Below are 22,596 nucleotides of genomic sequence, written 5' to 3' on the forward strand. Positions count from 1 at the left end.
TGGCGGGGTCGTCATCGCGGTGGTGGCGCGCCCGAGGGAGGAACAACATGAACAGTTCGGCAACAGCGGTATCGCTTCGCGAGAAGTTCGGTCAGTTCACCGAGCACTGGTCGCCCAAGAAGATTGCGGCGCTCAATGACTACGAGATCAAGATCGTCAAGATCAAAGGTGAATTCGTCTGGCACTCCCACGCCGACACCGACGAGATGTTCCTGGTGACGAAGGGGCAGATTCGAATCCAACTGCGAAACGGAGATGTTGCACTGGGGCCCGGTGAACTGTTCGTGGTACCTCGCGGCGTCGAACATTGCCCGATCGCCGAGGAGGAAGCGGAGGTGATGTTGATCGAACCCGTCGGCGTGGTGAATACCGGGAACGTGGGAGGTCCGCGAACCGCAGTGCTCGAGGACCTTTCGTAGTTACCGGCTCTTCCAGTCCAGGGGATTGGTACGCAACGGCAGGGCCATTCCCGATCTCCAGAGCGTCGCCGCGCGAGAGCGCGGACGGAGCTCGACCTCGCGCCGCATCGACTGCGCGAACTCGTCGGTGAATCCTGTTCGGGGGTACTCCGCGATTGCTGCATCAACAGTTGCTCGCGGAATTTCGGCCGCACGCCGACCGGCAACATCGAAATGCGCTGCGGCGTGCAGGAGATAGGCGTCACCGCCCGCGCTGCGGTCGACGGTCAGATCCATGTGCAGACGGATCGCTGCGCCGATTCGCTCTACCGACTTCTCCGAAGTTCCCACTCGGGTCGCGAGTTCTTCCGCGTCTGCGGCACTGATGTAGGTGAAACACCCATGCTCGGCCGATCCTTCTGCGCCCAGTCCGACATCGTGAAGGGCGCACGCAGTGAAGAGATCTTCGGGGTCGTACTCGATCGCGTCGATCTGTGCGAAGGTGTCGGCCCAGATCCAGCAGCGGAGACTGTGGTTCAAGACCGCGGGGGAGAGGGTTCCTCTGGCGTGATCGAGCGCTTCCCTGCACAGTCTGGTGTCGGGGAGTTGGCATTTGCGCAGGTCGGGCGTGTGAGTGGGGTAGCGGCCGAGCCGCAGTCGAAGCATCGACGGGGTACTCATGGCCTGCGCAGCTGCCGCGCGGGCCATGAGTTGCATCTGCTCGAGGGTGGTCAGCTCACCAGGGCGCATCGAATTCCTGTCTGAGGTAGGGGACAGCTGAATACGAATCTAGTTGGCGAGGACAATTCTTCACGCTTGCATAATATCTGTCGACGACGGAAATGCGGTATTATCCGAATGTTGGTTGATAGCAAGTGCCATCCAACGGCAACGACAAATCAGCAACCTCACCTCTGCACTTCGCACTATCTCGACAAGCAACGACGGTGGGGTTCGGCTCAGATGACGCCGAACCCGACTATTCCCGGAACTTCCGAGGGCTTTATGCGATGAAGCATGACTTTGTTGTTCTCGTTGCCGCCGACGGTCGTCAGAGTGCCGGCGTCATTGACCAGAACGACGTTGACGTGTTGACCGAATGGGCTCGAGTCGCCGTACAGGATCGTGTCGCCGACCTTGGGTTGGTAGTCCTGACCGTAGGGGACAAACGCGTCGACCGACTCGTAATACTCCTGCAGCGTGTACACCCCGGGGATGCGCCACGAGCCTGAGTTGGGGTTCGAGAACGGCGTGCCGATCTGGTTCATCGACCAGCTCACGAAATCGGCACACCACGATTCCTCGACACCTTCGGCGTACTTGGTGCCGGGGCTCCCTGACTCCCATTCCTGTTCGAGGACGGTGAGCAGCGCACTTTGCTGAGCGGTCAGTGCGCTGTGGTCGACAGCCGGGAACGAATCCAGGTTCTCGCCGGCAAGGGCGTCGTCGCTGCGGGCGAACCACCAGAAAATGCCGGCGGCTGCTACAACCACTACAACGCCGAATACGCCCAGAACGGTGAGAGTGCGTCTGGACGTATTCGGTGCGTGCGACATCACGCCACGATAGTCAAATTACTCGAGCGGGGGCGCTGAGCGGTCGATCGTCGTCGCGAGGGGCTTCTCCTTGACGAAGAGCAACAAGACGACCGCCGCGATGACCAGCGGTACGAGATAGAGGAAGATCGGCGCAAGCGCATCGTTGTATGCGCCGACGATGATCTCGCGAACCTGGCTCGGCAACTTCCAGAGAATTCCCGGCGTCAAAGAGTTCTCGTCCCCACCCGCTGCGCCTCCGTTTGCCGGTAGTCGTTCGGACAGCAGATTGGTCAGGCGCGAGGCGAACAGGCTGCCCACGATAGCGCTGCCCAACGAAGCGCCGATCTGACGGAAGAAGTTGTTCGACGCGGTGGCCGTTCCCACTTCGGCCGCAGGGAAGGTGTTCTGCACGATCAGGATCAAGATCTGCATGACGAGGCCGAGGCCGATACCCATGAGGGCGATGTAACAACCGAAGACCAGCAGCGAGGTCGACGGCGTCAGACGTGAAAGCAGGACCAGAGCAACGGCGACGATGGATGTTCCGACGATGGGGAAGATCTTGTAGCGACCGGTTTTGCTGACCAGCTGACCGGATCCGATGGAGGCGACGAGTAGGCCCGCCATCATCGGAATCATGATCAGTCCTGCTTCGGTGGCGTTCTTTCCGGTCACCATCTGGATGTAGGTCGGCAGGTAGGCGAGCGCACCGAACATCGCGATTCCGATGATCAGACCCGCGACGGTGGTCAACACGAAGTTTCGCTGAGCGAACAGGTGCATCGGAATCACTGGTTCGTCGGCACGCTTCTCGACGAAGACGAACGCCACGGCGGTCACGATGCAGCCGACGATCAACCCGATGATGACTCCGGAACCCCAGGCGTAAGTGTTTCCGCCCCAGGTGGTGAACAGGATCAGGCACGTCGCTGCCGTCGCGACCAGGATCATTCCGAGGTAGTCGATGCGAGGCTTGCCGAGATTCGGTTTCCGCAAGTGAAGGAATGCCATCGCACTCGCGATGGCGAGAAGGCCGAGGGGGATGTTGATCCAGAAAGCCCAACGCCAACCGATGCCTTCGGTGAACCAGCCGCCGAGTAGGGGACCGGCAACCGAAGCCAAGGCGAACACACCGCCCATCGCGCCCATGTACCGGCCGCGTTGCCGGGCCGGAACGACGTCGGCGATGATCGCCTGGGACAGCAAGATCAACCCGCCGCCGCCGAGTCCTTGAACAGCGCGCCCCGCGATGAGTGTGGTCATGTCGTGGGACAGACCGCCGATCACAGAACCGACGATGAAAATGCTGATGGCGCCGATGAATAGGCCCTTGCGGCCGATCAGATCACCGAGTTTCCCGTACACCGGCATCATGACGGTCGAGGCGAGGATGTACGCCGTCGTCACCCAGACCATGTGGTTGACGCCGTTCAATTCGCCGACGATGGTGGGCAAGGCGGTGCTGAAGATCATCTGATCGAGCGATGCCAGAAGCATGGTGATCATCAACCCGACAAAAACGAGGATGATCGACCGCTTGTCTGGCGTGGATTCGGTGTCGGTGCGCGTGTCGTCTGGGCCGACGGTCGCAGCTTCTCGAGTGGACATGGAATTCCTTAGTTGAGTGACAGCTGGTGAAATCAGTTCGCGGAGCGGAGAATTCGAGCCATCAGAAGTAGTGCAGGATCGAGCAGTTCGGTTCTGGGGCTTGCCCGTTCGCTGTTCTGCCACTTTCGGAAGACGTAACGCATCGCTGCGCCCGCTGTGATGACCGTTGCGGTGGCCTCGTCTTCCGCGGCGGTGTCTGCCGGAAGCTGTCGATACTCGGGGCGACCGCGCAACTCACGCGTCAAGAGCCTGGTGAGTGTGTCCTCCAGATCGTGAAACGTGGCCAGGTGCTGCTGCAAGAGTGTGGGATGCCGTTCGAACAATTCGCGGCGGTACGCCAGCAGGTCGGGCCGCTCGTCGACGATCTGCATCGCCTCTTCGAAGACCGCCAGAGCCCCTCGGAGAGGGTCATCGGGGTGCTCGTTGATCAGCGTGATCATGGTCGTCTCATTCGGTACGACGAGCATGAGTCCACCGATGGCTGCGTCCTTGGTGGGGAAGTAGTTGAAGAACGTGCGGGTCGACAGATTGCAGGCTTCGCAGATCTTCTCGACGGTCACTTCGACGTATCCGAGGTCGAGGACGAGTTCGACCGCGGTGTGCTCGATCAGCTGCCTCGTAGCGATTCGCTTTCGTTCGCGCAATCCGAGTGTTTCGGTTCCCATTTCATCCATAATTGCACAGAGTGCAAAGTTTCATCGAATGCAATTGCTGTCCCAAGAATGACCTATGAAGTGCAAAAATGGGGATCCGACACCCGCTGGATAGGATGATCCACGTGGAAGACACCTTGCCTCCTTGTCCTGAATGCGCCGGCGAATACACCTACGAAATGGGTGCCTTGATGGTGTGTCCGTCCTGTGCACACGAGTGGGCGCCAGTCGAGGGCACAGGGGATGCTCTGGGAGTGGTGAAAGATTCGGTAGGAAACGTCCTTGCGGACGGAGACACTGTGACGGTCGTCAAGACGCTCAAGGTGAAGGGCAGTCCGACCGGTATCAAGTCGGGCACGAAAGTGCGCAACATCCGCCTTGTTCAGGGCGTTGGGGACCACGACATCGACTGCAAGGTCGACGGCATCGGGCCGATGCAATTGAAGTCGAGCGTCGTCAAGAAGGTCTGACCGGATAGCAATAGAAGTCGGCTCGAGATCCTGTTCAGTTTCGACGGTTCGACAGCCACAATCGAGGAGATTCTCGACCTCTCGAACGAATGGACCGAACTGTGTCGCACTCGATCTGCCTTGACCCTGCTCCCGATAGCACCGCACTCGATACAGACGAGCAGTGGAGCCTCATCGTCGATGCGCTGACGCGCAGGGGATTCCTCGGCGCCGGGCTCGGTGTCGCGGCCGCGACCTTGCTGGCAGCGTGCAGCAGTGACGAAAACGGCGTGGAGTCAGGCAGTCTCGTCACGGTGCAGGACGAGACGGGCAGTGTCGAGATTCCTTCGGATCCGCAGCGAATGGTCATCGCCCATGTCAGCGCCATGGCGACGGTGCTCGACCTCGGTGTGCCGCCGGAGAAGATCGTCGGCGGCTTCTTCGGTCTCGAGGGTGTGAGCGGTGACGCGGTGTTGCGCACGATGCCGGAGGCTGCGAACATCCCGAACCTCGGCACGGCGGGAACGTGGAACAAAGAAGCTATCATCGGCGCATCGCCCGACCTGATCGTCATGCTTCTGACGGCCGGAAATGCCTATGCCGCAAAATCTTACGACGAACTCTCAGCGACCGGAGTGCCGGTGTTCGCCGGCTTCAACGGATTCCTCACGTGGGACGAGATGAAGAAACTGGTCACCTCGATGGGCGTCGCGGTCCGACGCGAAGAAGCGGCAGCCGAATTGAACGCGAGAACGGAAGAGCGCCTCCTCGCAATCAAGGATCGACTCGCGGCCCTCGGCTCGCTACCGTCGGTGACGCTGCTGCGTACCGGTGAGAACGGTGTCGTCTACAACCAGGTCGACGCACTTCTCGACGCCCTCGAGTTCCCCGGCGATCGAGCCACGTCGGAGGAGTTCACGCGCACACTGACCGCGGAGCAACTCGATCAGGTCACCAGCGACGTGATCATCGTGGGCGCCTTCCAGGATCAGCAGGACGTCCGCGCACAGTTGGCGACGAACCCGCTCTGGGAGCGCCTTCCCGCTGTCCGCTCGGGAAACGTCCATTACGTCGACGACAGCCTGTGGGGCTCGGGCTATTCCCCTCGGGCCACCGAGCTGCGGCTCGACGACATCGAGCGGATCTTCAGCTGACTCCGTCGTGTCACCTCGACTTATCGGTGCATTACCTCGAGAATCATGACCATGGACAAAATCAGGTTCTTCGAGCTTGTCACCGAATGGTTCGAAGTGCTCGGTGTTGTCGCCATGGTTCTCGGGTTCGTGTTCGCATTCGTGATCGCGGGGCGGGCGTGGAGTCGAACACGCGACGGTAGTTCGGCGTTTCGCACGCTGCGCGAGACCATGGGCGCGGTCATCCTTCTCGGACTCGAGATCCTCGTCGCCGCTGATCTGGTGAAGACTGTGACGTCTTCTCCGTCACTGACCGACGCCGCAGTTCTGGGCATGATCGTGCTGATTCGAACTGTGCTGAGCCTGTCGATTCAGATCGAGATCGACGGGGTACTTCCGTGGCGCAAGGCGTTGGTGTCCAGTCCGGAACTCCTGGTACGCGCGGCGCGCGGATCAGGAGGCCGAGCGATGCCCGACGCGTCGAGTTCGTAGCGATAGCCGTTGCGAGTGAAAGGTCGGGCAGATGACAAAGGTCGGGCAGATGACAGCAGTGCGCACCGAACATCTCTCTGTCGACGAGCGGCGGGCGCGCGGCCGCCAAGCGCGTAGAGACACCCCGCTGGCAGCGCTCGCGGATCTCGCGGACAGCGATCGCGACCCGATTTCGCTGCTGGAAGTACAGGCGAAATCCCGGGTGCAGGACCTGGTACCCATTCGCTACGGGCGGATGTCGGCGTCACGGTTCTCGTTCTTCCGTGGTGCCGCATTGGTGATGGCGGACGACTTGTCTCGCAGCGCGGATTCGGGCCTCGGCAGTCAACTTTGCGGTGACGCACATCTGAGCAATTTCGGCATCTATGCGACGCCGGAGCGGAAGTTGGCGTTCGACATCAACGATTTCGACGAGACATACCCGGGCCCGTTCGAGTGGGACGTCAAGCGGCTGGCCGCGAGTTTGGTGATCGCCGCGAAGGACAACGGGTTTTCGGGCAAGGAGCGAAAGAAGATCGTTCGCGGATGCGCGGCCGAGTACCGGGAAACCATGATCACCCAGGCAGGGTTGGGTAATCTTGCGGTCTGGTACTCGCACATCGCACCCGAGGACGGGCTCGAGGATCTCCAAATCGACCTGAAGAAGCGAATGGTCGCGCGCACGCAAGCGACGCTCGACAAGGCTCGCCGCCGCGACAGTGTGCAGGCCGCCGGCAAGTTCACCGAAATCGTCGACGGCCGTCGGCGATTCATCAGTGATCCGCCTTTGATCGTTCCGGCAGACGAGTTGTTCGCGGGCACCGATCTCACGCAGATCGAGGACTTGTTGCGTCAGCGTGTCCGGTCGTACCGCAACACTCTGCAATGGGATCGGCGCGTTCTCCTCGACGCCTTCGAGATGACGCACATCGCCCGGAAGGTGGTGGGCGTCGGAAGCGTCGGAACCCGCGCGTGGATGATCCTGATGAAGGGCGTCGACGATGGCGACCCGCTGATTTTGCAGGTCAAGGAGGCGCAGCCTTCGGTGCTGTCCGGCTACGTCGACGGTCCGACCTTCAAGAACGAAGGTGAGCGCGTCGTCAACGGGCAGCGTTTGATGCAGGCTACGAGCGACATCTTCCTCGGCTGGGAACGCGGGCCGGGACTGGACGAGGGTGAGCACGATTTCTACATTCGTCAACTGCGTGACGGTAAGGGATCGGCAGTCATCGAGGAGATGGTTCCGGAGGGTCTGGAACTCTACGGGCGCTTGTGTGCGAGGGTCCTCGCCTATGCGCACGCTCGCTCCTCCGACCGGATTGCGATCGCCGAATACCTTGGTGAGGGAACCGAATTCGATTTCGCGATCGGAGAGTTCGCGGCTGCCTACGCCAAGCGCAACGCACGCGATCACTCCGCTCTGCTGACCGCGATCGACGACGGTCGCGTGTCAGCAGAGCGGGGAGTGTGACGGCTCAGGCGAACACGCCGGAAAGCCAGGCCTGCCATGCCGCTGTCGCTGCGTCTCCGTCCGCATCCGCGGCGAAGAGGTGATGGGCTGCATCGACGTTGCCGCCGAAGGCATTTCGGCCGTAGAACCGCAGCAATGCGTTCTCGGTGCGCAGGCCGACGAACCAGTCGTCGATGTAGTCGATGATTGCTTCGACGGTTCCGATTCCGGGGACATCCACCGTCACCGTGTCTCCGGCGGTGGCGCCCGAGGCGATTCCGAGGGCGCCGCGAAGTGCTCCCATGGCCTCCGGTGCGGAAGAGGCTTCCGGCCCTTCGGCTGAGACGTAGGTGACGGGTCTGCCGGCGAAGTACTGAACGTACTGGCCGAGACTGTGCAGGTAGAAGTCTGTGTGCTTACTCGCGCCGTCGTACTGGTTGTCCCAGTCCTCGGCAAATACTCCGGCGTGGACGTAACGGACGACAGCGGTGCTCTCGTCGCGGGCCTCGACGACGTACTCGAGGTTGTTGAACCAGCCGTCGGGGCCCTGCATGTGGATGGCTAGTTCGCGGGGCGGTTCCCAGTCCGCGATGATCGGGCTGTCCGGGCGACTGCCGTCGGCGGGGATCTCGAGAGGGGACGGGAACATCCAGCCGGCCGTCTCTGCCGAGATCGCGGCCCAGATCTGTTCGGGAGTTCCGGGGACGACCACCTCGCGGCGGATTTCGAATTTCTCGGACATTGCTACTGCTCCGTTTCGGGTGTGGTGACGTGCGGTGTGGTGAGGCTGGGATGCAGGGCGACAACCAGGCGGTGTTTGCGTCCACCTTCGGAATTGCCGTCGTGGTACTTGGCCACGAGTGAGTTGATCGACTCGCCGAGTTCGCCGGCGAATGCGGCTCGGTCGGAAGCAGTGGCGAAGGTGATGTCACTGTCGATGGCAAAGGAGGCCAATGGTTTTCCGGCCGCAGTTGCTCCGGCGATCAGCTCACCGACCTCTCGAACGATCCGTGCCGCGAGAGTGACGAGCCAACGTGCCGAGAGCTGATCCGGAAACCGACTCGGATCCGGGGCGAGTGCGGACATCGCGGCGGGCGAGATGACGTACGACGCGGCGCTCGCTTGCATGATGCGCTCGGTCATGTTGCCCCGCTTGCGTTCCTCGACCAGCTCTACGAGTCCATGTTCTTCCAGAGTGCGCAGGTGGTAATTCACCTTCTGGCGTGTCAGTCCGATCCGGGGTGCCAGCGAGGATGCTGATCCCGGAACTGCCAGTTCAGCCAGAATCCGTTGCCGGATCGGATCGAGAGAGACCTCGGCAGCTGCGGGGCGGTCGATGACTGCGACTTCCAACATGAGAAAACCATCCCACCGACAACTTGATCTGTCAAGAAAGAAAAAGTTGTCGGCGGGATGGTTTCGTGGTTTCTCTACCGCTTCAGATCGGGCGGATTGTTCAAATCCCTCGCCGAGTAGGTGTCGCACGAGGAGACCTGGCCCGTTTGGTACCCGGTGGCGAACCACGCCTGGCGTTGCGCGGAGGAACCATGTGTCCATCCTTCGGGGTTGACTCGACCCGTAGTCGACTTCTGGATACGGTCGTCGCCCACCGACGATGCTGCTGACAGAGCGTCGCGAATATCGTTCTTCGACAGTGGCTTCAAAAATGGCTGACCGGTTGCCTCGTCGGGAATCGTGTCGGCAAAATGAGCCCAGACGCCGGCATAGCAATCGGCCTGGAGTTCGGTGCGAACCGCGCCGGACTCCTCACCCTGCGGGTCGGCCTGCGCGCGGCCGATGTCGCCGAGCTGATTCTGGATGTGATGTCCGAACTCGTGAGCGACCACGTATTCCTGTGCGAGCGGTCCGGCACTGGAACCGAAACGGTCGACGAGCAATTGGAAGAAACTCGTGTCGAAGTACGCCGTCTGATCGGCCGGGCAGTAGAACGGGCCGACATCACTCGACGCCTGGCCACACCCGGTGTTGACCGAACCGCTGAACAAGACAACTTCGGGGCGCACGTACGCCGTGCCGGTTTGCTTGACCAACTGCTGTTCCCAGACGTCGTCGAGGCTTCCGACGGTCAGTGTGACGCGGCAGTTCACATCGGCGTTTGCCTGAGCGCCGGTGCACTCGTCGACCGACGACAGTCCGGTCGACGAACTCGAAGTCTCGGTAGACGTGCCCAGGAGTGAGCCGGGGTCACCGCCGAACAACAGCGCCAGGATCAGAACGATGATGCCACCCGCGCCACCGCCGATCGCGATTTTGCCGCCGCGGCCGCCGCCCCCGCCGCCGCCTTGAACCTGAACGCGTCCCGCTTCGCCGCGGGCCCCCTCGTTGAAGGTCATCTATGTCCGCTTTCTGCTGTCATGAACAAGTGCTTGCCGTCACTTCTGGAGATAGCTTCGCATGCGATGCGGGTCCGCGTTTCCGCTCTGCGCAGTTCGCTCCGTAGGATCGCAGGCAAAGTAGTCGGTCGTCGGTTATTGGAAGTAGTTCGAAAGGAATCCCGTGCTGCGCACACATCTCGCCGGTTCATTGCGACCCGAGCAGGCAGAGCAGACCGTAACGCTCACCGGTTGGGTAGCCAGGCGTCGTGATCACGGCGGAGTGATCTTCATCGATCTCCGTGATGCATCCGGAGTTGCGCAGGTAGTTTTCCGGGCAGGTGACGTGGCCGAGCAGGCCCACCGTCTGCGCGCGGAATACTGCGTCCGCGTGACCGGAACGGTCGAGGTTCGCCCCGAGGGCAACCAGAACTTCGAGATCCCCACGGGAGCAATCGAGGTCAACGCCACAGAACTCGAGGTTCTCAACGAGAGCGCACCGCTGCCGTTCCAGCTCGACGATCAGGTCGGCGAAGAAGCGCGCCTCAAGTACCGATACCTGGACCTGCGTCGTGAAGGCCCCGGCTCCGCAATTCGCTTGCGCTCCAAGGTGAGTGCTGCTGCGCGCGGCGTTCTCGCGCACCACGAGTTCGTCGAGGTCGAGACTCCGACGCTCACGCGCTCGACGCCCGAGGGTGCCCGCGATTTCCTCGTGCCGTCACGCCTGCAGCCCGGTAGCTTCTACGCACTGCCGCAGAGCCCGCAGCTGTTCAAGCAGCTCCTCATGGTCGGCGGCATCGAGCGCTACTACCAGATCGCGCGTTGCTACCGCGACGAGGATTTCCGCGCCGATCGCCAGCCGGAGTTCACCCAGCTCGACATCGAGATGGCCTTCGTCAACCAGGACGACATCATCCTGCTCGCCGAGGAAATTCTGACGGCGCTCTGGAAGCTCGTCGGCCACGAGATCAAGACGCCGATCGACCGCATGACCTACAACGAGGCAATGCGTCGTTACGGCAGCGACAAGCCGGACCTGCGTTTCGGTATCGAACTCGTCGAGTGCGCGGAGTTCTTCAAGGACACGACCTTCCGTGTGTTCCAGGCCGAGTACGTCGGCGCCGTCGTGATGCCCGGTGGTGCAAGCCAGCCGCGCAAGCAGCTCGATGCCTGGCAGGAGTGGGCGAAGCAGCGCGGCTCCAAGGGCCTGGCGTACGTGTTGGTCGGTGAAGACGGCACTCTCGGTGGTCCGGTTGCCAAGAACCTGACCGACGCCGAGCGTGAGGGCCTTGCTGCACACGTCGGGGCTCAGCCGGGTGACTGCATCTTCTTCGGAGCGGGCGCGACCAAGTCGACGCGTGCTCTCCTCGGCGCGGCCCGTGGTGAGATCGCCCGCAAGAAGGATCTCATCGATCCCGACGCGTGGGCCTTCGTGTGGATCGTCGACGCTCCGATGTTCGAGCCGACCGCCGACGCCACTGCATCCGGTGACGTCGCGCTCGGCCACTCCGCATGGACGGCGGTGCACCACGCCTTCACGTCGCCGAAGCCGGAGTTCTTCGACACATTCGACACCGATCCGGATTCCGCTCTCGCCTACGCCTACGACATCGTCTGCAACGGCAACGAGATCGGCGGCGGCAGTATTCGTATCCACCGCAAGGACATTCAAGAACGAGTGTTCAAGGTGATGGGCATCTCCGAGGAAGAGGCGCAGGAGCAGTTCGGCTTCCTCCTCGACGCCTTCGCCTTCGGTGCGCCGCCGCACGGCGGAATCGCATTCGGCTGGGACCGCATCACCGCGCTCCTCGCCGGTATGGATTCCATCCGTGAGGTCATCGCGTTCCCGAAGTCCGGCGGCGGCGTCGACCCGCTGACGGATGCTCCGGCACCGATCTCGGCTCAGCAGCGCAAGGAATCGGGTATCGACGCGAAGCCCGAGAAGAAGTCAGAGGACAAGAAGTCCGAAGGCGACACCGGCGAAGCCAAGTAGAGCCGACACCGGATCGCCATGCTGCATTTGCGGGTGATCTGCCCGACCGAGCGCACCGAGCAAGTTCTCGGTGCGCTCGCGTCGCAGCGGGGCGCGACACACATCGTCGTGATGCGCGATGTCGCGGTTCATCCTGCCGGAGACATGGTGGAGGCCGACGTCGCCCGTGAGGCCGCAAACGACGTCGTCGACGCCCTGAACGAACTCGGCGTCGCCGAGGACGGCGGAATGACGCTCGTACCGGTCGAGACTGTCTTGTCGGCGGCGGCCCGCAAAGCCGAACGCGACGTGCCGGGTGATCCCGCGGACTCCGTCGTGTGGGAGGAATTACTGTCCCGCACGCGCGAAGAGTCGACTCTCAACGGATTGTTCGTCGCATTCCTGACGATCGCGTGTCTGCTGGCCGCGATCGGCGTCGTCACCGACTCTCAGATCACGATCGTGGGCGCCATGGTCGTCGGCCCGGAGTTCGGTCCGCTGGCTGCTTTGGCAGTCGCACTCGTACGGCGGGATCGACGGTTGCGCCGACGCTCGATTCTCGCCCTTGCCGTCGGATTCCCCATCGCGATGGGAGTGACCCTTGCCGCCACGTTCGTGGTGAAGTTCTTCGGGTGGATGGACGTCGTCAGTCTCGAATCACTCCACGAGGTCGATTTCGTCTACAAGGTCGGGCCCATTTCGTTTGTCGTCGCGCTTCTTGCCGGTGCGGCTGGGATGCTGGCACTCGTCTCGTCGAAGTCCGCTGCTTTGGTCGGGGTGTTCATCTCGGTCACTACCGTTCCTGCCGCCGGTTTCGCAGTGGTGGCAGCAGCAAACGGGGAGTGGCGGATCGCCGGGTTGTCGTCTCTGCAACTGGCTGTCAACCTGCTCGGGATCGTCGTTGCCTGCGTGCTTGTTCTCTGGGTCAGAACGCGAGCCGACGAGGAGTTCGAAGCAGCGTTGAAGGGTATTTCCCGCTTTGTCGACGAGGACAAGACTCCGTGAATTCGCCGGTCCGGAGTTCTGCTCGTCGACAGCAATATTCTCGCGAGAATTGTAAAGCGGTGTGGCGATTAGGGACTTTTGTCATCACCGCAGGTAGACGGCAACTTCTGTCGCTGTGATTACCTGAATTCTCCGCTGTGAGCGGATGAGCCGGGCATGATCGGAGTCACTAACGGGTAAGTTGGTCGGTGATGACCGCATTACTGGCAGACCCCGTTTCCGAAGTCGTCGCAGCTGCTGAGCAGTTGCTGACACGCCGCACAGGGGCACCCGTAACCCTGGTGGATCCAGTCGATCTCGGGGGGAGTGGCCGCACCGTCGTGCTGCGCGTACGTGTCGCCGAGAACCCGTTCTCCCTGCCTCGGACGCTGGTGATCAAGCAGGTCCGCGACAACTTCCAGGGAGCTACCAAAACAGCGATTGCGCTCCCGGCCGCGTCCGAAGGCGACTTCGACGTCGAGACCGCTTTCCTTCGTGAAGCGGTGTCGTATCAGTTCGCCAACGCGCTTGCCAAGGACGCACGCCCCGGTGCCGAACTGTTGGCCTCCGACCTCGATGCTCGCCTCCTGATCCTGAGTGATCTCGGCGACGCCACCGCAATCAGCGTCCGGCTCGAAGACTCCGACCCGGACACCGTCACACACACGTTGATGGCCATGGCGCAGGCAATGGGCCGCATGCACGCCGCGACCGTCGGCCGTGAGGACGACTTCACCGCGCTTCTGCGTCGTGCCGAAGTTGCACATTGCTCGGACGAAGTGGCGGATCAGGTGGGCCGCGCAGTGGCCGGTGTTCCCGCGATGTTGGTGGAAAGTCTCGGCATCGATGTGAGTCCGGACATTCTCGAGCAGGTTCAGCACGCGCAGACACTGTTCAGTGGCGGTCGATTCCGTGCCTTCAGCCCGTCCGATCTGTGCCCGGACAACATCATCGTCAACGACGACGGCGTGCAGTTCCTCGACTACGAGTGGGGTGGCTACCGCGACGCGCTCCTCGACATCACCTACGCACTGGTGTCGTTCCCCGGTTGCCTGTGCAACATCGACCTGACCGAAGAGCGGGCGTCGGCGATGGTCGACGCCTGGCGCGCCGAGGTCGTGGGGATGTGGCCCGCCCTGGCCGACGAAGCCGAGTTGGGGCGCAGGATCGTCGAGGCCCAACTCATCTGGGTGTGGCTCAGCACCTATCTGTATCTGCCCGAGGATCATTCGCGTATCGCCGCCGTCCGCGAGCATTATCTCTCGATCCCGCGCGCCGACGCCTTGGTCGGCCGTTGGGCCAGGCTCGCGCGTTCGGCGCAGCTCGCCGGCAACGACGCCGTCGAGGCACACGCCCGCGACGTCGTGGCGGCGCTGCGCACCGAGTTCAGTTGAGTCTCTGACCGAACACACGCAGAAGGGCGCCCGTGCACGCAGCACGGACGCCCTTTCTCGTTCGAGTCACCTCAGTTGTCGGAGACCAGATCGTTCTCGGACAGGTCCGTCGCCGCGAGCGCCGTCTCGAGATCAGGATGCCGGAACGTCGACGTGACCTGGTCGGCCACGACTCGGAAAGCCGAGGCCAGAGTCGCGGACTTGTCCGGTTCGGCCGCCCACGTTGCAGTCTGTTCGACGACGACCACGCCGTGGTGGACGTACATCTTGCCGGGGACGAGGGTGATGCCGGCGTTGGTGGCCCACTCGCGCAAGGCTGCGAGTCCCTGGCTCGCGCCCTTGGGGCCGCCTACCTCGATGTCGTCACTCGACAACTGCAGCAGTGTGTCGATGTCTTGGGAGTTGAGTGCATCGTGCCACGCGAGGACGGTGGCGATCTCGGAGGTGCTCATGGCGACAACGCTATTACAGCGCCTCCGCCGAGGACGTTCGGGCTGGCTGGAACTGCGGGTTGTGTCCGGCGTCGGTGGTCTCTAGTAGCGTCGATTCGTGAGCGATTGGCAAGCGGAAGACAGTGTGGGGGCGAAAGACGGCGTGGTGGCGGAAGACGGCCTGTTCGAGGCAACTCCGGAGGAATCCGCGATCGTCGACGAACCAGATGTCGTGTCGGTAGCCGAGCGCGCCTTGTCCTCGGTGCCGCCCGGGGCTCCACTGGCTGTCCGCATGCGTCCGCTCACTCTCGGTGAAGTTGTCGGTCAACAGCACCTGCTCGGCCCTGGCGCTCCGCTGCGCAGAATGGTCGAGGGATCCGGTGCAGCATCGGTCCTTCTGTACGGACCTCCCGGCACCGGCAAGACCACTCTCGCCTCGTTGATCTCGGGCGCAACCGGCCGCCGGTTCGAGGCTCTGTCTGCTCTGTCCGCCGGCGTCAAGGAGGTTCGCGGTGTCATCGAACTTGCGCGCCGTCGTCTGCTGAACGGCGAACAGACCGTCTTGTTCATCGACGAGGTTCATCGTTTCTCCAAAACCCAGCAGGACGCCTTGCTCGCCGCGGTCGAGAACCGGATCGTGCTCTTGGTCGGCGCGACCACCGAGAATCCGTCGTTCTCCGTCGTCTCCGCGCTGTTGTCGCGCTCGTTGGTCTTACAACTGCAATCGCTCACCGCTGCGGATGTCCAGGAACTGCTCGAACGCGCCGTCGCCGACGAGCGCGGGTTCGGGGGCGCGATCACGATCGACGACGACGCGATGGAACACCTCGTTCGTCTGGCGGCCGGCGACGCACGCCGAGCCCTGACGGCACTCGAGGCCGCCGCCGGAGCCGCACTGGACACGGCAGGTGACGCGTCGGGCCCGGTGGTGCTCGACCTCGCGACCGTCGAGGCCAGTGTCGACAAGGCCGCGGTTCGGTACGACCGTGCCGGAGATCAGCACTACGACGTCATCAGCGCCTTCATCAAGAGCATTCGTGGATCAGACGTCGACGCCGCCCTGCACTACCTCGCACGGATGCTGACAGCGGGCGAAGACCCTCGTTTCATCGCGAGGCGGCTGGTGGTTCATGCCAGCGAAGACATCGGCATGGCCGATCCGACGGCACTGCAGACTGCCACCGCCGCAGCGCAAGCAGTGCAGCTCATCGGTATGCCGGAGGCTCGTCTGGCGCTGGCACAGGCCACCATTCATCTGGCGACGGCTCCCAAATCGGGTGCGGTCATCGCCGCTCTCGGTGCAGCCATGGCCGACGTGGCCGCCGGAAAATCCGGACTGGTACCGCCGCATCTGCGTGACGGGCACTACAAGGGTGCCGAGCAATTGGGCAACGCAGTCGGATACAAGTACCCGCACGACACACGTGATGGTGTTCTGCGGCAACAGTATCCACCAGACGATCTGGTGGGTGTCGACTATTACCAGCCCACCGCGCACGGCAACGAGCGAGAGATCGCCGATCGGGTGAGCAAACTCCGCCGAATAGTTCGTGGCTGACGCCTGCCAGGTTCCACCGGTCGACGCGTTAGTCTGGACACCCATAGCTCGACGCTCTTGAAGGTAAGGACCGGTTAGTGCAAACCCACGAGATCCGCAGGCGATTCCTCGACCACTTCGTCAAGGCCGGCCACACCGAGGTGCCCAGCGCCTCGCTGATTCTCGACGACCCGAACCTTCTGTTCGTCAACGCGGGCATGGTTCCGTTCGTGCCGTTCTTCCTCGGGCAGCAGACGCCGTCCTACTCACGGGCGACGTCCGTGCAGAAGTGTGTCCGCACCCTGGACATCGAAGAGGTCGGCATCACCACCCGCCACAACACCTTCTTCCAGATGGCGGGCAACTTCTCCTTCGGTGACTACTTCAAGAAGGAAGCCATCTCCCACGCCTGGCAGTTGCTGACAGGTTCGGTCGAGGACGGCGGATACGGCATCGATCCCACGCGCCTGTGGGCAACCGTCTATCTCGACGACGACGAAGCATTTTCGATCTGGCGCGACGAGGTCGGAGTGCCCGAAGAGCGCATCCAGCGCCGCGGGATGAAGGACAACTACTGGTCCATGGGTATCCCCGGACCGTGTGGACCCTGCTCTGAGATCTTCTACGACCGCGGCGCCGAATACGGCGTCGAGGGTGGCCCCGAAGCCGACGAGGATCGCTACATCGAGATCTGGAACCTCGTGTTCATGCAGAACGAGCGCGGCGAGGGCACCAACAAGGGCGACTACCCGATCCTCGGACCGCTGCCGAAGAAGAACATCGACACCGGCATGGGCGTCGAGCGCGTCGCGTTCCTCCTGCAGGGCGTCGAAAACGTCTACGAGACAGACCTTCTCCGCCCCGTCATCGACAAGGCCGCCGAACTGACCGGCAGTGTGTACGGGACCGATCACACGTCTGACGTTCGTTTCCGCGTCATCGCCGACCACGCACGCACTGCAGCGATGTTGATCGCCGACGGTGTGAACCCCGGTAACTACGGCCGCGGATACGTCCTGCGCCGGTTGCTGCGTCGCATCGTGCGCTCGGCCAAACTGCTCGGCAGCGAGCAGCCCACCATGCGCGAGTTCATGATCGTCGTCCGCGACACGATGGCGCCGTCGTACCCGGTTCTGGAAACCGACTTCACGCGCATCGAGAACGTTGCCGTCGGTGAGGAGACCGCGTTCCTCAAGACGCTGGCATCGGGATCGGCCCTGTTCGAGAATGCTGCCGAGACGGTCAAGTCGTCCGGAAAGTCGGTCATCGCCGGCGATCAGGCATTTGCACTGCACGACACCTACGGCTTCCCGATCGACCTCACGCTCGAAATGGCGTCCGAGGCCGGTCTCACAGTCGACGAAGATGGCTTCCGCACGCTGATGGCCGAGCAGCGCAAGCGCGCCAAGGACGATGCTCAAGCGCGTAAGCACGCGCATGCGGACCTGACGGTCTACAAGGAACTGCTCGATCGAGGCGCCACCGAGTTCACCGGTTTCGACGAGCTCGTCTCCGAGGCTCACGTCCTCGCGCTGATCGTCGACGGCGTCCGTGTGCCGGTGGCGAAGGCAGGCCAGGACGTCGAGGTCATCCTCGACCGAAGCCCGCTCTACGCAGAGTCCGGTGGACAGATCGCCGACATCGGTTCGCTCACCGCTCCGGGCCTCGAAGCCAAGGTCAACGACGTGCAGAAGATCGCCAAGAAGGTCTGGACGCACAAGGTGACGGTCAAGAAGGGCGAGATCACCGAGGGTGACGTCGTCCTCGCGCACGTCGATGCCGAGTGGCGCAAGGGCGCAACCCAGGGGCACTCCGGTACCCACATGGTGCACGCGGCGCTGCGTCAGGTGCTCGGCCCCAACGCGGTGCAGGCGGGCTCTCTCAACAAGCCGGGATACCTCCGCTTCGACTTCTCCTGGCAGGGCGCGCTGTCCGATTCCCAGAAGCAGGACATCGAGGCACTCACCAACGAAGCCGTGGCGTCGAACTACGCGGTCAACACCTTTGTCACCGATCTCGACAAGGCCAAGGCGATGGGTGCGATGGCACTCTTCGGTGAGAACTACGGCGACGAGGTTCGCGTCGTCGAAATCGGCGGTCCGTTCTCGATGGAACTGTGCGGCGGCACTCACGTCGGAAGCTCCGCTCAGATCGGTCAGGTCACGCTGCTCGGCGAGCAGTCGGTGGGCTCCGGAATCCGACGCGTCGAGGCGTACGTCGGTTTGGACTCTTACCGCTACCTCGCCAAGGAGCGTGCGCTCCTGGCCGGACTGTCCTCCTCGCTGAAGGTTCCTTCGGAAGAGGTGCCTGCCCGAGTCGAGGCTCTCGTCGAGCGTCTGAAGGTGGCCGAGAAGGAACTCGAACAGACCAAGGCCAAGGCTGTGCTGGCATCGGCGGGCGAGTACGTCGCCAAGGCCAAGCGCATCGGCAGCGTCCTCGTCATCGCCGAGCCTGCTCCCGCGGGCGTCGGCGGCAACGATCTGCGCAGCCTCGTCACGGACATCAAGGGTCGTCTCGGCTCCGAACCTGCCGTCGTAGCTCTCCTCGGTGACGTCGACGGCAAGGTCCCGTTCGTGGTCGCATCCAGCAAGGCAGCCCAGAGTCTCGGAGTGAAGGCCGGTGAGCTGGTTGCGTCCTTCGGTCCCAAGATCGGTGGCCGCGGCGGCGGAAAGCCCGACATGGCCCAGGGTTCGGGTTCGGACTCCGCAGGAATCCCGGCGGCGCTCGATGCGATCCGGGACAGAGTCGGAGAGCTGGCGGGCGGCAGCTGACGGTGGTGGCTACGCAGCAGGGTCCCGATCGCCCCGGCATCGACGACCCTGGTCGCGGGCGGCGCATCGCCATCGACGTCGGCAGCGTTCGCATCGGCGTCGCGTCCAGCGACCCCGACGGCATCCTCGCGACACCGGTGGAAACGGTTCCACGCTCGAAGGAGCGTGGGCCCGACGCGCCGGATATCCGGCGCATTATCGCCATCGTGTCCGAATACGAGGCCGTTGAGGTTATCGTCGGACTGCCACAGACGCTGCGCGGTGAGCAAGGTAAAGCCGCCGGTATCGCGACTGCATTCGCCAAACGACTGCAGCGGGCCGTCGAACCGATCCCGGTGAGACTGTCCGACGAACGACTGACGACCGTCACGGCTGCGCGCAACCTCCGCGAAAGTGGAGTCAAGGCACGCGGTCAGCGACCGATGATCGATCAGGCTGCGGCGGTGGAAATCCTGCAAGGCTGGCTGGACGAGCGGAGTAGAGCTGTGAAACCAGGGGAGTCGTCGAAGGACGCTGCACTGGAGGGCGATCTGTGAACGCGCGGTGGGATGAGGGCGGCGGAAGCCGGCCCACCAGTTCGTTCGACTTCGACAACGACGAGACCATGGTCATGCGGGCGCTGCCGCAGAACATCGATCCGCCGCACATGTCGCGAGCGGAGGCACGTAAGCAACGCGAAGCACGCAACAAGCGCGCGAAGCGAGGTAAGAAGGTCGGTGTTCTCGCTCTCCTGGTGTTGGTGATCGCGGTTCTCGGTGTCGGTGCATACGGTGCCCTCTGGTACATGGATCGCAACAAGGCCGCGGAGGACTTCGCCGGCCCGGGCGGCGCTCCCGTGGTCATCCAGATCAACAGTGGAGAAACCGCATCGGAGATCGGTGCGACGCTGGAAGCGAAGAACGTCGTCGCGAGTTCCGCTGCTTTCTACAACGCCGCGATCGCCAACCCGTCGGAGATCCAGAAGGTGCAACCAGGCTTCTACCAGGTGCCGGTGCAGAGTAGCGCCGCGAGCGCACTCGACACCTTGGTTGCCCCGGACTCCCGAGTCGGCAGTGTTGTCATCGCCGAGGGTCGTCAGCTGCACGACAGTTCGGACGCGCAGACGGGCTCGCTCAAGAAGGGCATCTACAACCTCATTTCCGAGGCGAGCTGTGTCGGCCCGGTTTCCGCTCAGAAGTGCGTCTCGACGGACGAATTGAACACTGCGGGAGCGTCTTCCGATCTGGCTTCGCTCGGCGTGCCGGACTGGGCGATGTCGTCGGTCAAGAGCGTGCCGGACAAGGACCGTCAGCTCGAAGGCCTGATCGCCGCCAGCAGTTGGGATTTCGACCCCACTGCGACGCCGACCGAGATCCTGCGTTCGTTGGTCGAGGGCAGCGCCGCCAAGTACGAGGCCACCGGGATCCTGACAGCAGGCAGCGGAGTCGGAATGTCGCCGTACCAGCTGTTGGTGGCAGCGTCGCTGGTCGAGCGTGAGGCATTGCCTGGCGACATGGCCAAGGTCGCGCGGGTGATCGTCAACCGACTCGCAGTCGATCAGCCTTTGCAGTTCGACTCCACGGTCAACTACTCACTCGACACCACCGAAGTTGCCACGACGGATGCCGACCGTGAGCGCGTCACCCCCTGGAACACGTACGCAATGCCCGGTCTGCCTGCGACGCCTATTGCTTCGCCGAGCATCGACGCGCTGAAGGCCGTGGAATCGCCGGCGGCCGGTGACTGGTTGTACTTCGTCACGATCAACAAGGAAGGCCAGACGCTCTTCACCAAGAGTTACGAGGAGCATCTGGCCAACATCGAACTGGCACAGCAAAGTGGGATTCTCGACAGTGGACGGTAGTACCGCGACTTCGCTCGCGACGCCGCGTAAGGCGGCAGTTCTCGGAAGCCCGATCGCTCACTCGAAGTCGCCGTTGCTGCACCTTGCTGCGTACGAGGCTTTGGGTCTGAGCGATTGGACCTACGAGCGAATCGAATGCACCGGCGAGCAGTTGCCTGCCCTCGTGGACTCACTCGGCCCCGAATGGGTCGGCCTCTCCGTGACGATGCCGGGCAAGATCGCAGCACTCGACTATGCCACCGAACGCACACCGCGAGCGGTGACCATCGGCTCGGCGAACACCCTGGTCCGCATCGACGGCGGTTGGCGTGCCGACTGCACGGACGTCGACGGAGTCAGCGGTGCGTTGATCGCCGGCGGCGTCGGCGATCTCAGCGGCACTTCGGCGGTAGTCGTCGGCGCGGGCGGCACCGCGCGGCCGGCATTGGTCGCGTTGGCCGACATGGGAGTTCGGACAGTCACCGTGGTCGCGCGTGATCCGGGGCGAGCATCCGGTGCCATCGAATGCGGCAGTGCTGTCGGGTTGGGCATTGATCTGGTCTCTTTCGACGACGCACGACTCGGTGGGATCTGTGCCGAATCCTCGGTCTTGGTCAGCACAGTTCCCGCAGAAGCGGCCGCGCCTTTCGCCCAGCAACTGGGGAGGGCACGATTTGTCCTCGACGCGATTTACAACCCCTGGCCGACGCCACTCGCTTCGGCTGTCGAGGCGGCTGGTGGCACGGTGATCGGTGGCCTCGAGATGTTGCTCAATCAGGCTTTCGGACAGGTAGAGCAGTTCACGGGCAAGCCCGCTCCGCGAGAGGCGATGGCTGCCGCTATCGCCTAGCTCTGTTCACAGTGTCGAGGTAGTCCACAAGACGATTCGTGGTCTGCCGCTGGTGTACGCCAGACGCCAAGCTCGAAACCATGTGGACGTTCGTGGTCTTGGCAGGCGCTGGGGTAATCGGTGGTGTCGGTGCTCGGGCGATCGTCGACAGCTGGTTGCGACGACACGGTTATCGACCAGTCGTGGCTCTCTGTTGTGTGCCACAGTGTGCCGTCGCAACAGGCTGGGTTGTGGTCGGCGCTCTGAATACCTCGGTGGTGCAGTTGCTTTCCGGTCTCGCCGTGGTGTGGTGGTGCGTCGCGATCTCGACTGTCGACCTGGCCGTGCGCCGGCTGCCCAACAGTTTCACGTTGCCCGGCTACGCAGTCGTGATGTTCTACGCGACGGTGGCAGGCACGGTGTGGGCAGCCGCGGTGGGATCGGTGCTGCTCGCCGGAATCCATCTCCTGGCGCACGTGATGTCGCCTGGTTCCATGGGTGTCGGCGATGCGAAACTCTCTCTTCCACTCGGCGCTCTCACCGGATTGGTGGGTGCTGACGCCTGGTTGTGGTCGTTGGTGTCTGCGTCGGTGCTCACCGCAACCCTGGGGATCGTGCTCGAACTGCGGACGCTCGGACGTCGAAAGAGGGGACCGGTTGCCCACAATTCGCCCCTGCCGCACGGTCCTTCGATGTGCCTGGCAGCATGCGGTTCGATCACGTTTGCCTGGCTGACGTGACGAGTGCAACATCGGCGGAAAGTCTGGCGTCATTGACCGTTCAACGACGAACCGTGATCTGCAGGAAAGACGTAACCGTCGGT

General features: G+C 62.9%; 22 protein-coding genes. 14 read left to right on the forward strand and 8 right to left on the reverse strand.

The window, feature by feature from the left end; all coding sequences use genetic code 11:
* The first annotated feature begins 47 nt into the window (after positions 1-47).
* Positions 48-419, forward strand: a complete 372-nt coding sequence (locus V3587_RS08730; protein ID WP_283376388.1) for a cupin domain-containing protein — start codon at positions 48-50, stop codon at positions 417-419.
* Here V3587_RS08730 and V3587_RS08735 read toward each other — a convergent pair whose 3' ends face one another.
* The 4 genes from V3587_RS08735 to V3587_RS08750 form a co-directional block, all read right to left on the reverse strand.
* Positions 420-1,148, reverse strand: coding sequence for an HD domain-containing protein (locus V3587_RS08735; RefSeq protein ID WP_283376389.1), 729 nt, complete (start codon positions 1,146-1,148; stop codon positions 420-422).
* Between the two features lie 209 nt (positions 1,149-1,357).
* Positions 1,358-1,957 (reverse strand): CHAP domain-containing protein, encoded by a 600-nt coding sequence (locus V3587_RS08740; protein ID WP_411742223.1) that lies wholly within the window; start codon positions 1,955-1,957, stop codon positions 1,358-1,360.
* A 15-nt stretch (positions 1,958-1,972) separates the two neighbouring features.
* Positions 1,973-3,544, reverse strand: a complete 1,572-nt coding sequence (locus V3587_RS08745; RefSeq protein WP_283376391.1) for an MDR family MFS transporter — start codon at positions 3,542-3,544, stop codon at positions 1,973-1,975.
* Between the two features lie 32 nt (positions 3,545-3,576).
* Complete coding sequence (locus V3587_RS08750; protein WP_283376392.1) at positions 3,577-4,209, reverse strand: TetR/AcrR family transcriptional regulator; 633 nt, start codon at positions 4,207-4,209, stop codon at positions 3,577-3,579.
* A 104-nt stretch (positions 4,210-4,313) separates the two neighbouring features.
* Between V3587_RS08750 and V3587_RS08755 the strand changes: the two genes are divergently transcribed.
* The 4 genes from V3587_RS08755 to V3587_RS08770 all read left to right on the forward strand — a co-directional run bounded on the left by V3587_RS08755 (position 4,314) and on the right by V3587_RS08770 (position 7,721).
* Positions 4,314-4,667: a zinc ribbon domain-containing protein YjdM gene (locus V3587_RS08755; protein ID WP_283376393.1), complete on the forward strand. Its 354-nt coding sequence runs from the start codon at positions 4,314-4,316 to the stop codon at positions 4,665-4,667.
* Positions 4,668-4,768: 101 nt separating this feature from the next.
* Entirely contained in the window at positions 4,769-5,800 is a 1,032-nt protein-coding gene (locus tag V3587_RS08760; RefSeq protein WP_283376394.1) for an ABC transporter substrate-binding protein, read from the forward strand.
* A gap of 51 nt (positions 5,801-5,851) precedes the next feature.
* Complete coding sequence (locus tag V3587_RS08765; RefSeq protein WP_095970274.1) at positions 5,852-6,271, forward strand: DUF1622 domain-containing protein; 420 nt, start codon at positions 5,852-5,854, stop codon at positions 6,269-6,271.
* Positions 6,272-6,320: 49 nt separating this feature from the next.
* A complete protein-coding gene (locus V3587_RS08770; RefSeq protein WP_124568651.1) occupies positions 6,321-7,721 on the forward strand; it encodes a DUF2252 domain-containing protein in 1,401 nt (466 codons plus the stop codon).
* A gap of 4 nt (positions 7,722-7,725) precedes the next feature.
* Here V3587_RS08770 and V3587_RS08775 read toward each other — a convergent pair whose 3' ends face one another.
* The 3 genes from V3587_RS08775 to ypfJ all read right to left on the reverse strand — a co-directional run bounded on the left by V3587_RS08775 (position 7,726) and on the right by ypfJ (position 10,054).
* Entirely contained in the window at positions 7,726-8,442 is a 717-nt protein-coding gene (locus V3587_RS08775) for an ATPase (protein WP_095970226.1), read from the reverse strand.
* A 2-nt stretch (positions 8,443-8,444) separates the two neighbouring features.
* The gene (locus V3587_RS08780; RefSeq protein WP_124568650.1) at positions 8,445-9,056 is read right to left on the reverse strand and encodes an ArsR/SmtB family transcription factor; all 612 of its coding nucleotides are present in this window, start codon (positions 9,054-9,056) and stop codon (positions 8,445-8,447) included.
* A 74-nt stretch (positions 9,057-9,130) separates the two neighbouring features.
* A complete protein-coding gene (gene ypfJ / locus V3587_RS08785; protein WP_095970224.1) occupies positions 9,131-10,054 on the reverse strand; it encodes a KPN_02809 family neutral zinc metallopeptidase in 924 nt (307 codons plus the stop codon).
* Between the two features lie 163 nt (positions 10,055-10,217).
* Between ypfJ and aspS the strand changes: the two genes are divergently transcribed.
* The 3 genes from aspS to V3587_RS08800 all read left to right on the forward strand — a co-directional run bounded on the left by aspS (position 10,218) and on the right by V3587_RS08800 (position 14,383).
* A complete protein-coding gene (gene aspS / locus V3587_RS08790; RefSeq protein ID WP_214886543.1) occupies positions 10,218-12,026 on the forward strand; it encodes an aspartate--tRNA ligase in 1,809 nt (602 codons plus the stop codon).
* A gap of 18 nt (positions 12,027-12,044) precedes the next feature.
* Positions 12,045-13,010 (forward strand): DUF389 domain-containing protein, encoded by a 966-nt coding sequence (locus tag V3587_RS08795; RefSeq protein ID WP_235172198.1) that lies wholly within the window; start codon positions 12,045-12,047, stop codon positions 13,008-13,010.
* 191 nt (positions 13,011-13,201) lie between these two features.
* Positions 13,202-14,383, forward strand: a complete 1,182-nt coding sequence (locus V3587_RS08800; RefSeq protein WP_235172199.1) for a kinase — start codon at positions 13,202-13,204, stop codon at positions 14,381-14,383.
* A 71-nt stretch (positions 14,384-14,454) separates the two neighbouring features.
* Here the strand turns inward: V3587_RS08800 and V3587_RS08805 are convergent, their stop codons facing one another.
* Positions 14,455-14,835, reverse strand: a complete 381-nt coding sequence (locus tag V3587_RS08805; RefSeq protein ID WP_095970221.1) for a nuclear transport factor 2 family protein — start codon at positions 14,833-14,835, stop codon at positions 14,455-14,457.
* A 97-nt stretch (positions 14,836-14,932) separates the two neighbouring features.
* On the opposite strand from V3587_RS08805, the gene V3587_RS08810 reads away from it, so the two are divergent.
* The 6 genes from V3587_RS08810 to V3587_RS08835 all read left to right on the forward strand — a co-directional run bounded on the left by V3587_RS08810 (position 14,933) and on the right by V3587_RS08835 (position 22,513).
* Positions 14,933-16,372: a replication-associated recombination protein A gene (locus tag V3587_RS08810; RefSeq protein WP_378376475.1), complete on the forward strand. Its 1,440-nt coding sequence runs from the start codon at positions 14,933-14,935 to the stop codon at positions 16,370-16,372.
* A gap of 77 nt (positions 16,373-16,449) precedes the next feature.
* Complete coding sequence (alaS, locus tag V3587_RS08815; protein WP_283376395.1) at positions 16,450-19,122, forward strand: alanine--tRNA ligase; 2,673 nt, start codon at positions 16,450-16,452, stop codon at positions 19,120-19,122.
* A gap of 2 nt (positions 19,123-19,124) precedes the next feature.
* Positions 19,125-19,658, forward strand: coding sequence for a Holliday junction resolvase RuvX (gene ruvX, locus V3587_RS08820; RefSeq protein WP_003944838.1), 534 nt, complete (start codon positions 19,125-19,127; stop codon positions 19,656-19,658).
* The gene (gene mltG, locus V3587_RS08825) at positions 19,655-20,965 is read left to right on the forward strand and encodes an endolytic transglycosylase MltG (protein WP_124568646.1); all 1,311 of its coding nucleotides are present in this window, start codon (positions 19,655-19,657) and stop codon (positions 20,963-20,965) included. Before ruvX ends, mltG begins: the two co-directional genes overlap by 4 nt.
* Positions 20,955-21,794, forward strand: a complete 840-nt coding sequence (locus tag V3587_RS08830; protein WP_069146549.1) for a shikimate dehydrogenase — start codon at positions 20,955-20,957, stop codon at positions 21,792-21,794. Before mltG ends, V3587_RS08830 begins: the two co-directional genes overlap by 11 nt.
* Before the next feature lie 80 nt (positions 21,795-21,874).
* Positions 21,875-22,513, forward strand: coding sequence for a prepilin peptidase (locus V3587_RS08835; protein WP_283376396.1), 639 nt, complete (start codon positions 21,875-21,877; stop codon positions 22,511-22,513).
* Positions 22,514-22,596: the final 83 nt, after the last annotated feature.

Source organism: Rhodococcus sp. IEGM 1306 (assembly GCF_036541985.1).
Lineage (GTDB): Bacteria > Actinomycetota > Actinomycetes > Mycobacteriales > Mycobacteriaceae > Rhodococcus_F > Rhodococcus_F qingshengii.

What these genes read in the sequence shown, in the direction of transcription:
- V3587_RS08730 (WP_283376388.1), top strand. Translation starts at nt 48, where the DNA reads ATGAACAGTTCGGCAACAGCGGTATCGCTTCGCGAGAAGTTCGGTCAG.
- V3587_RS08735 (WP_283376389.1), bottom strand. Translation starts at nt 1,148, where the DNA reads ATGCGCCCTGGTGAGCTGACCACCCTCGAGCAGATGCAACTCATGGCC.
- V3587_RS08745 (WP_283376391.1), bottom strand. Translation starts at nt 3,544, where the DNA reads ATGTCCACTCGAGAAGCTGCGACCGTCGGCCCAGACGACACGCGCACC.
- V3587_RS08750 (WP_283376392.1), bottom strand. Translation starts at nt 4,209, where the DNA reads ATGGGAACCGAAACACTCGGATTGCGCGAACGAAAGCGAATCGCTACG.
- V3587_RS08755 (WP_283376393.1), top strand. Translation starts at nt 4,314, where the DNA reads ATGATCCACGTGGAAGACACCTTGCCTCCTTGTCCTGAATGCGCCGGC.
- V3587_RS08765 (WP_095970274.1), top strand. Translation starts at nt 5,852, where the DNA reads ATGGACAAAATCAGGTTCTTCGAGCTTGTCACCGAATGGTTCGAAGTG.
- V3587_RS08770 (WP_124568651.1), top strand. Translation starts at nt 6,321, where the DNA reads ATGACAGCAGTGCGCACCGAACATCTCTCTGTCGACGAGCGGCGGGCG.
- V3587_RS08775 (WP_095970226.1), bottom strand. Translation starts at nt 8,442, where the DNA reads ATGTCCGAGAAATTCGAAATCCGCCGCGAGGTGGTCGTCCCCGGAACT.
- V3587_RS08780 (WP_124568650.1), bottom strand. Translation starts at nt 9,056, where the DNA reads ATGTTGGAAGTCGCAGTCATCGACCGCCCCGCAGCTGCCGAGGTCTCT.
- ypfJ (WP_095970224.1), bottom strand. Translation starts at nt 10,054, where the DNA reads ATGACCTTCAACGAGGGGGCCCGCGGCGAAGCGGGACGCGTTCAGGTT.
- V3587_RS08795 (WP_235172198.1), top strand. Translation starts at nt 12,045, where the DNA reads ATGCTGCATTTGCGGGTGATCTGCCCGACCGAGCGCACCGAGCAAGTT.
- V3587_RS08800 (WP_235172199.1), top strand. Translation starts at nt 13,202, where the DNA reads ATGACCGCATTACTGGCAGACCCCGTTTCCGAAGTCGTCGCAGCTGCT.
- V3587_RS08805 (WP_095970221.1), bottom strand. Translation starts at nt 14,835, where the DNA reads ATGAGCACCTCCGAGATCGCCACCGTCCTCGCGTGGCACGATGCACTC.
- V3587_RS08835 (WP_283376396.1), top strand. Translation starts at nt 21,875, where the DNA reads ATGTGGACGTTCGTGGTCTTGGCAGGCGCTGGGGTAATCGGTGGTGTC.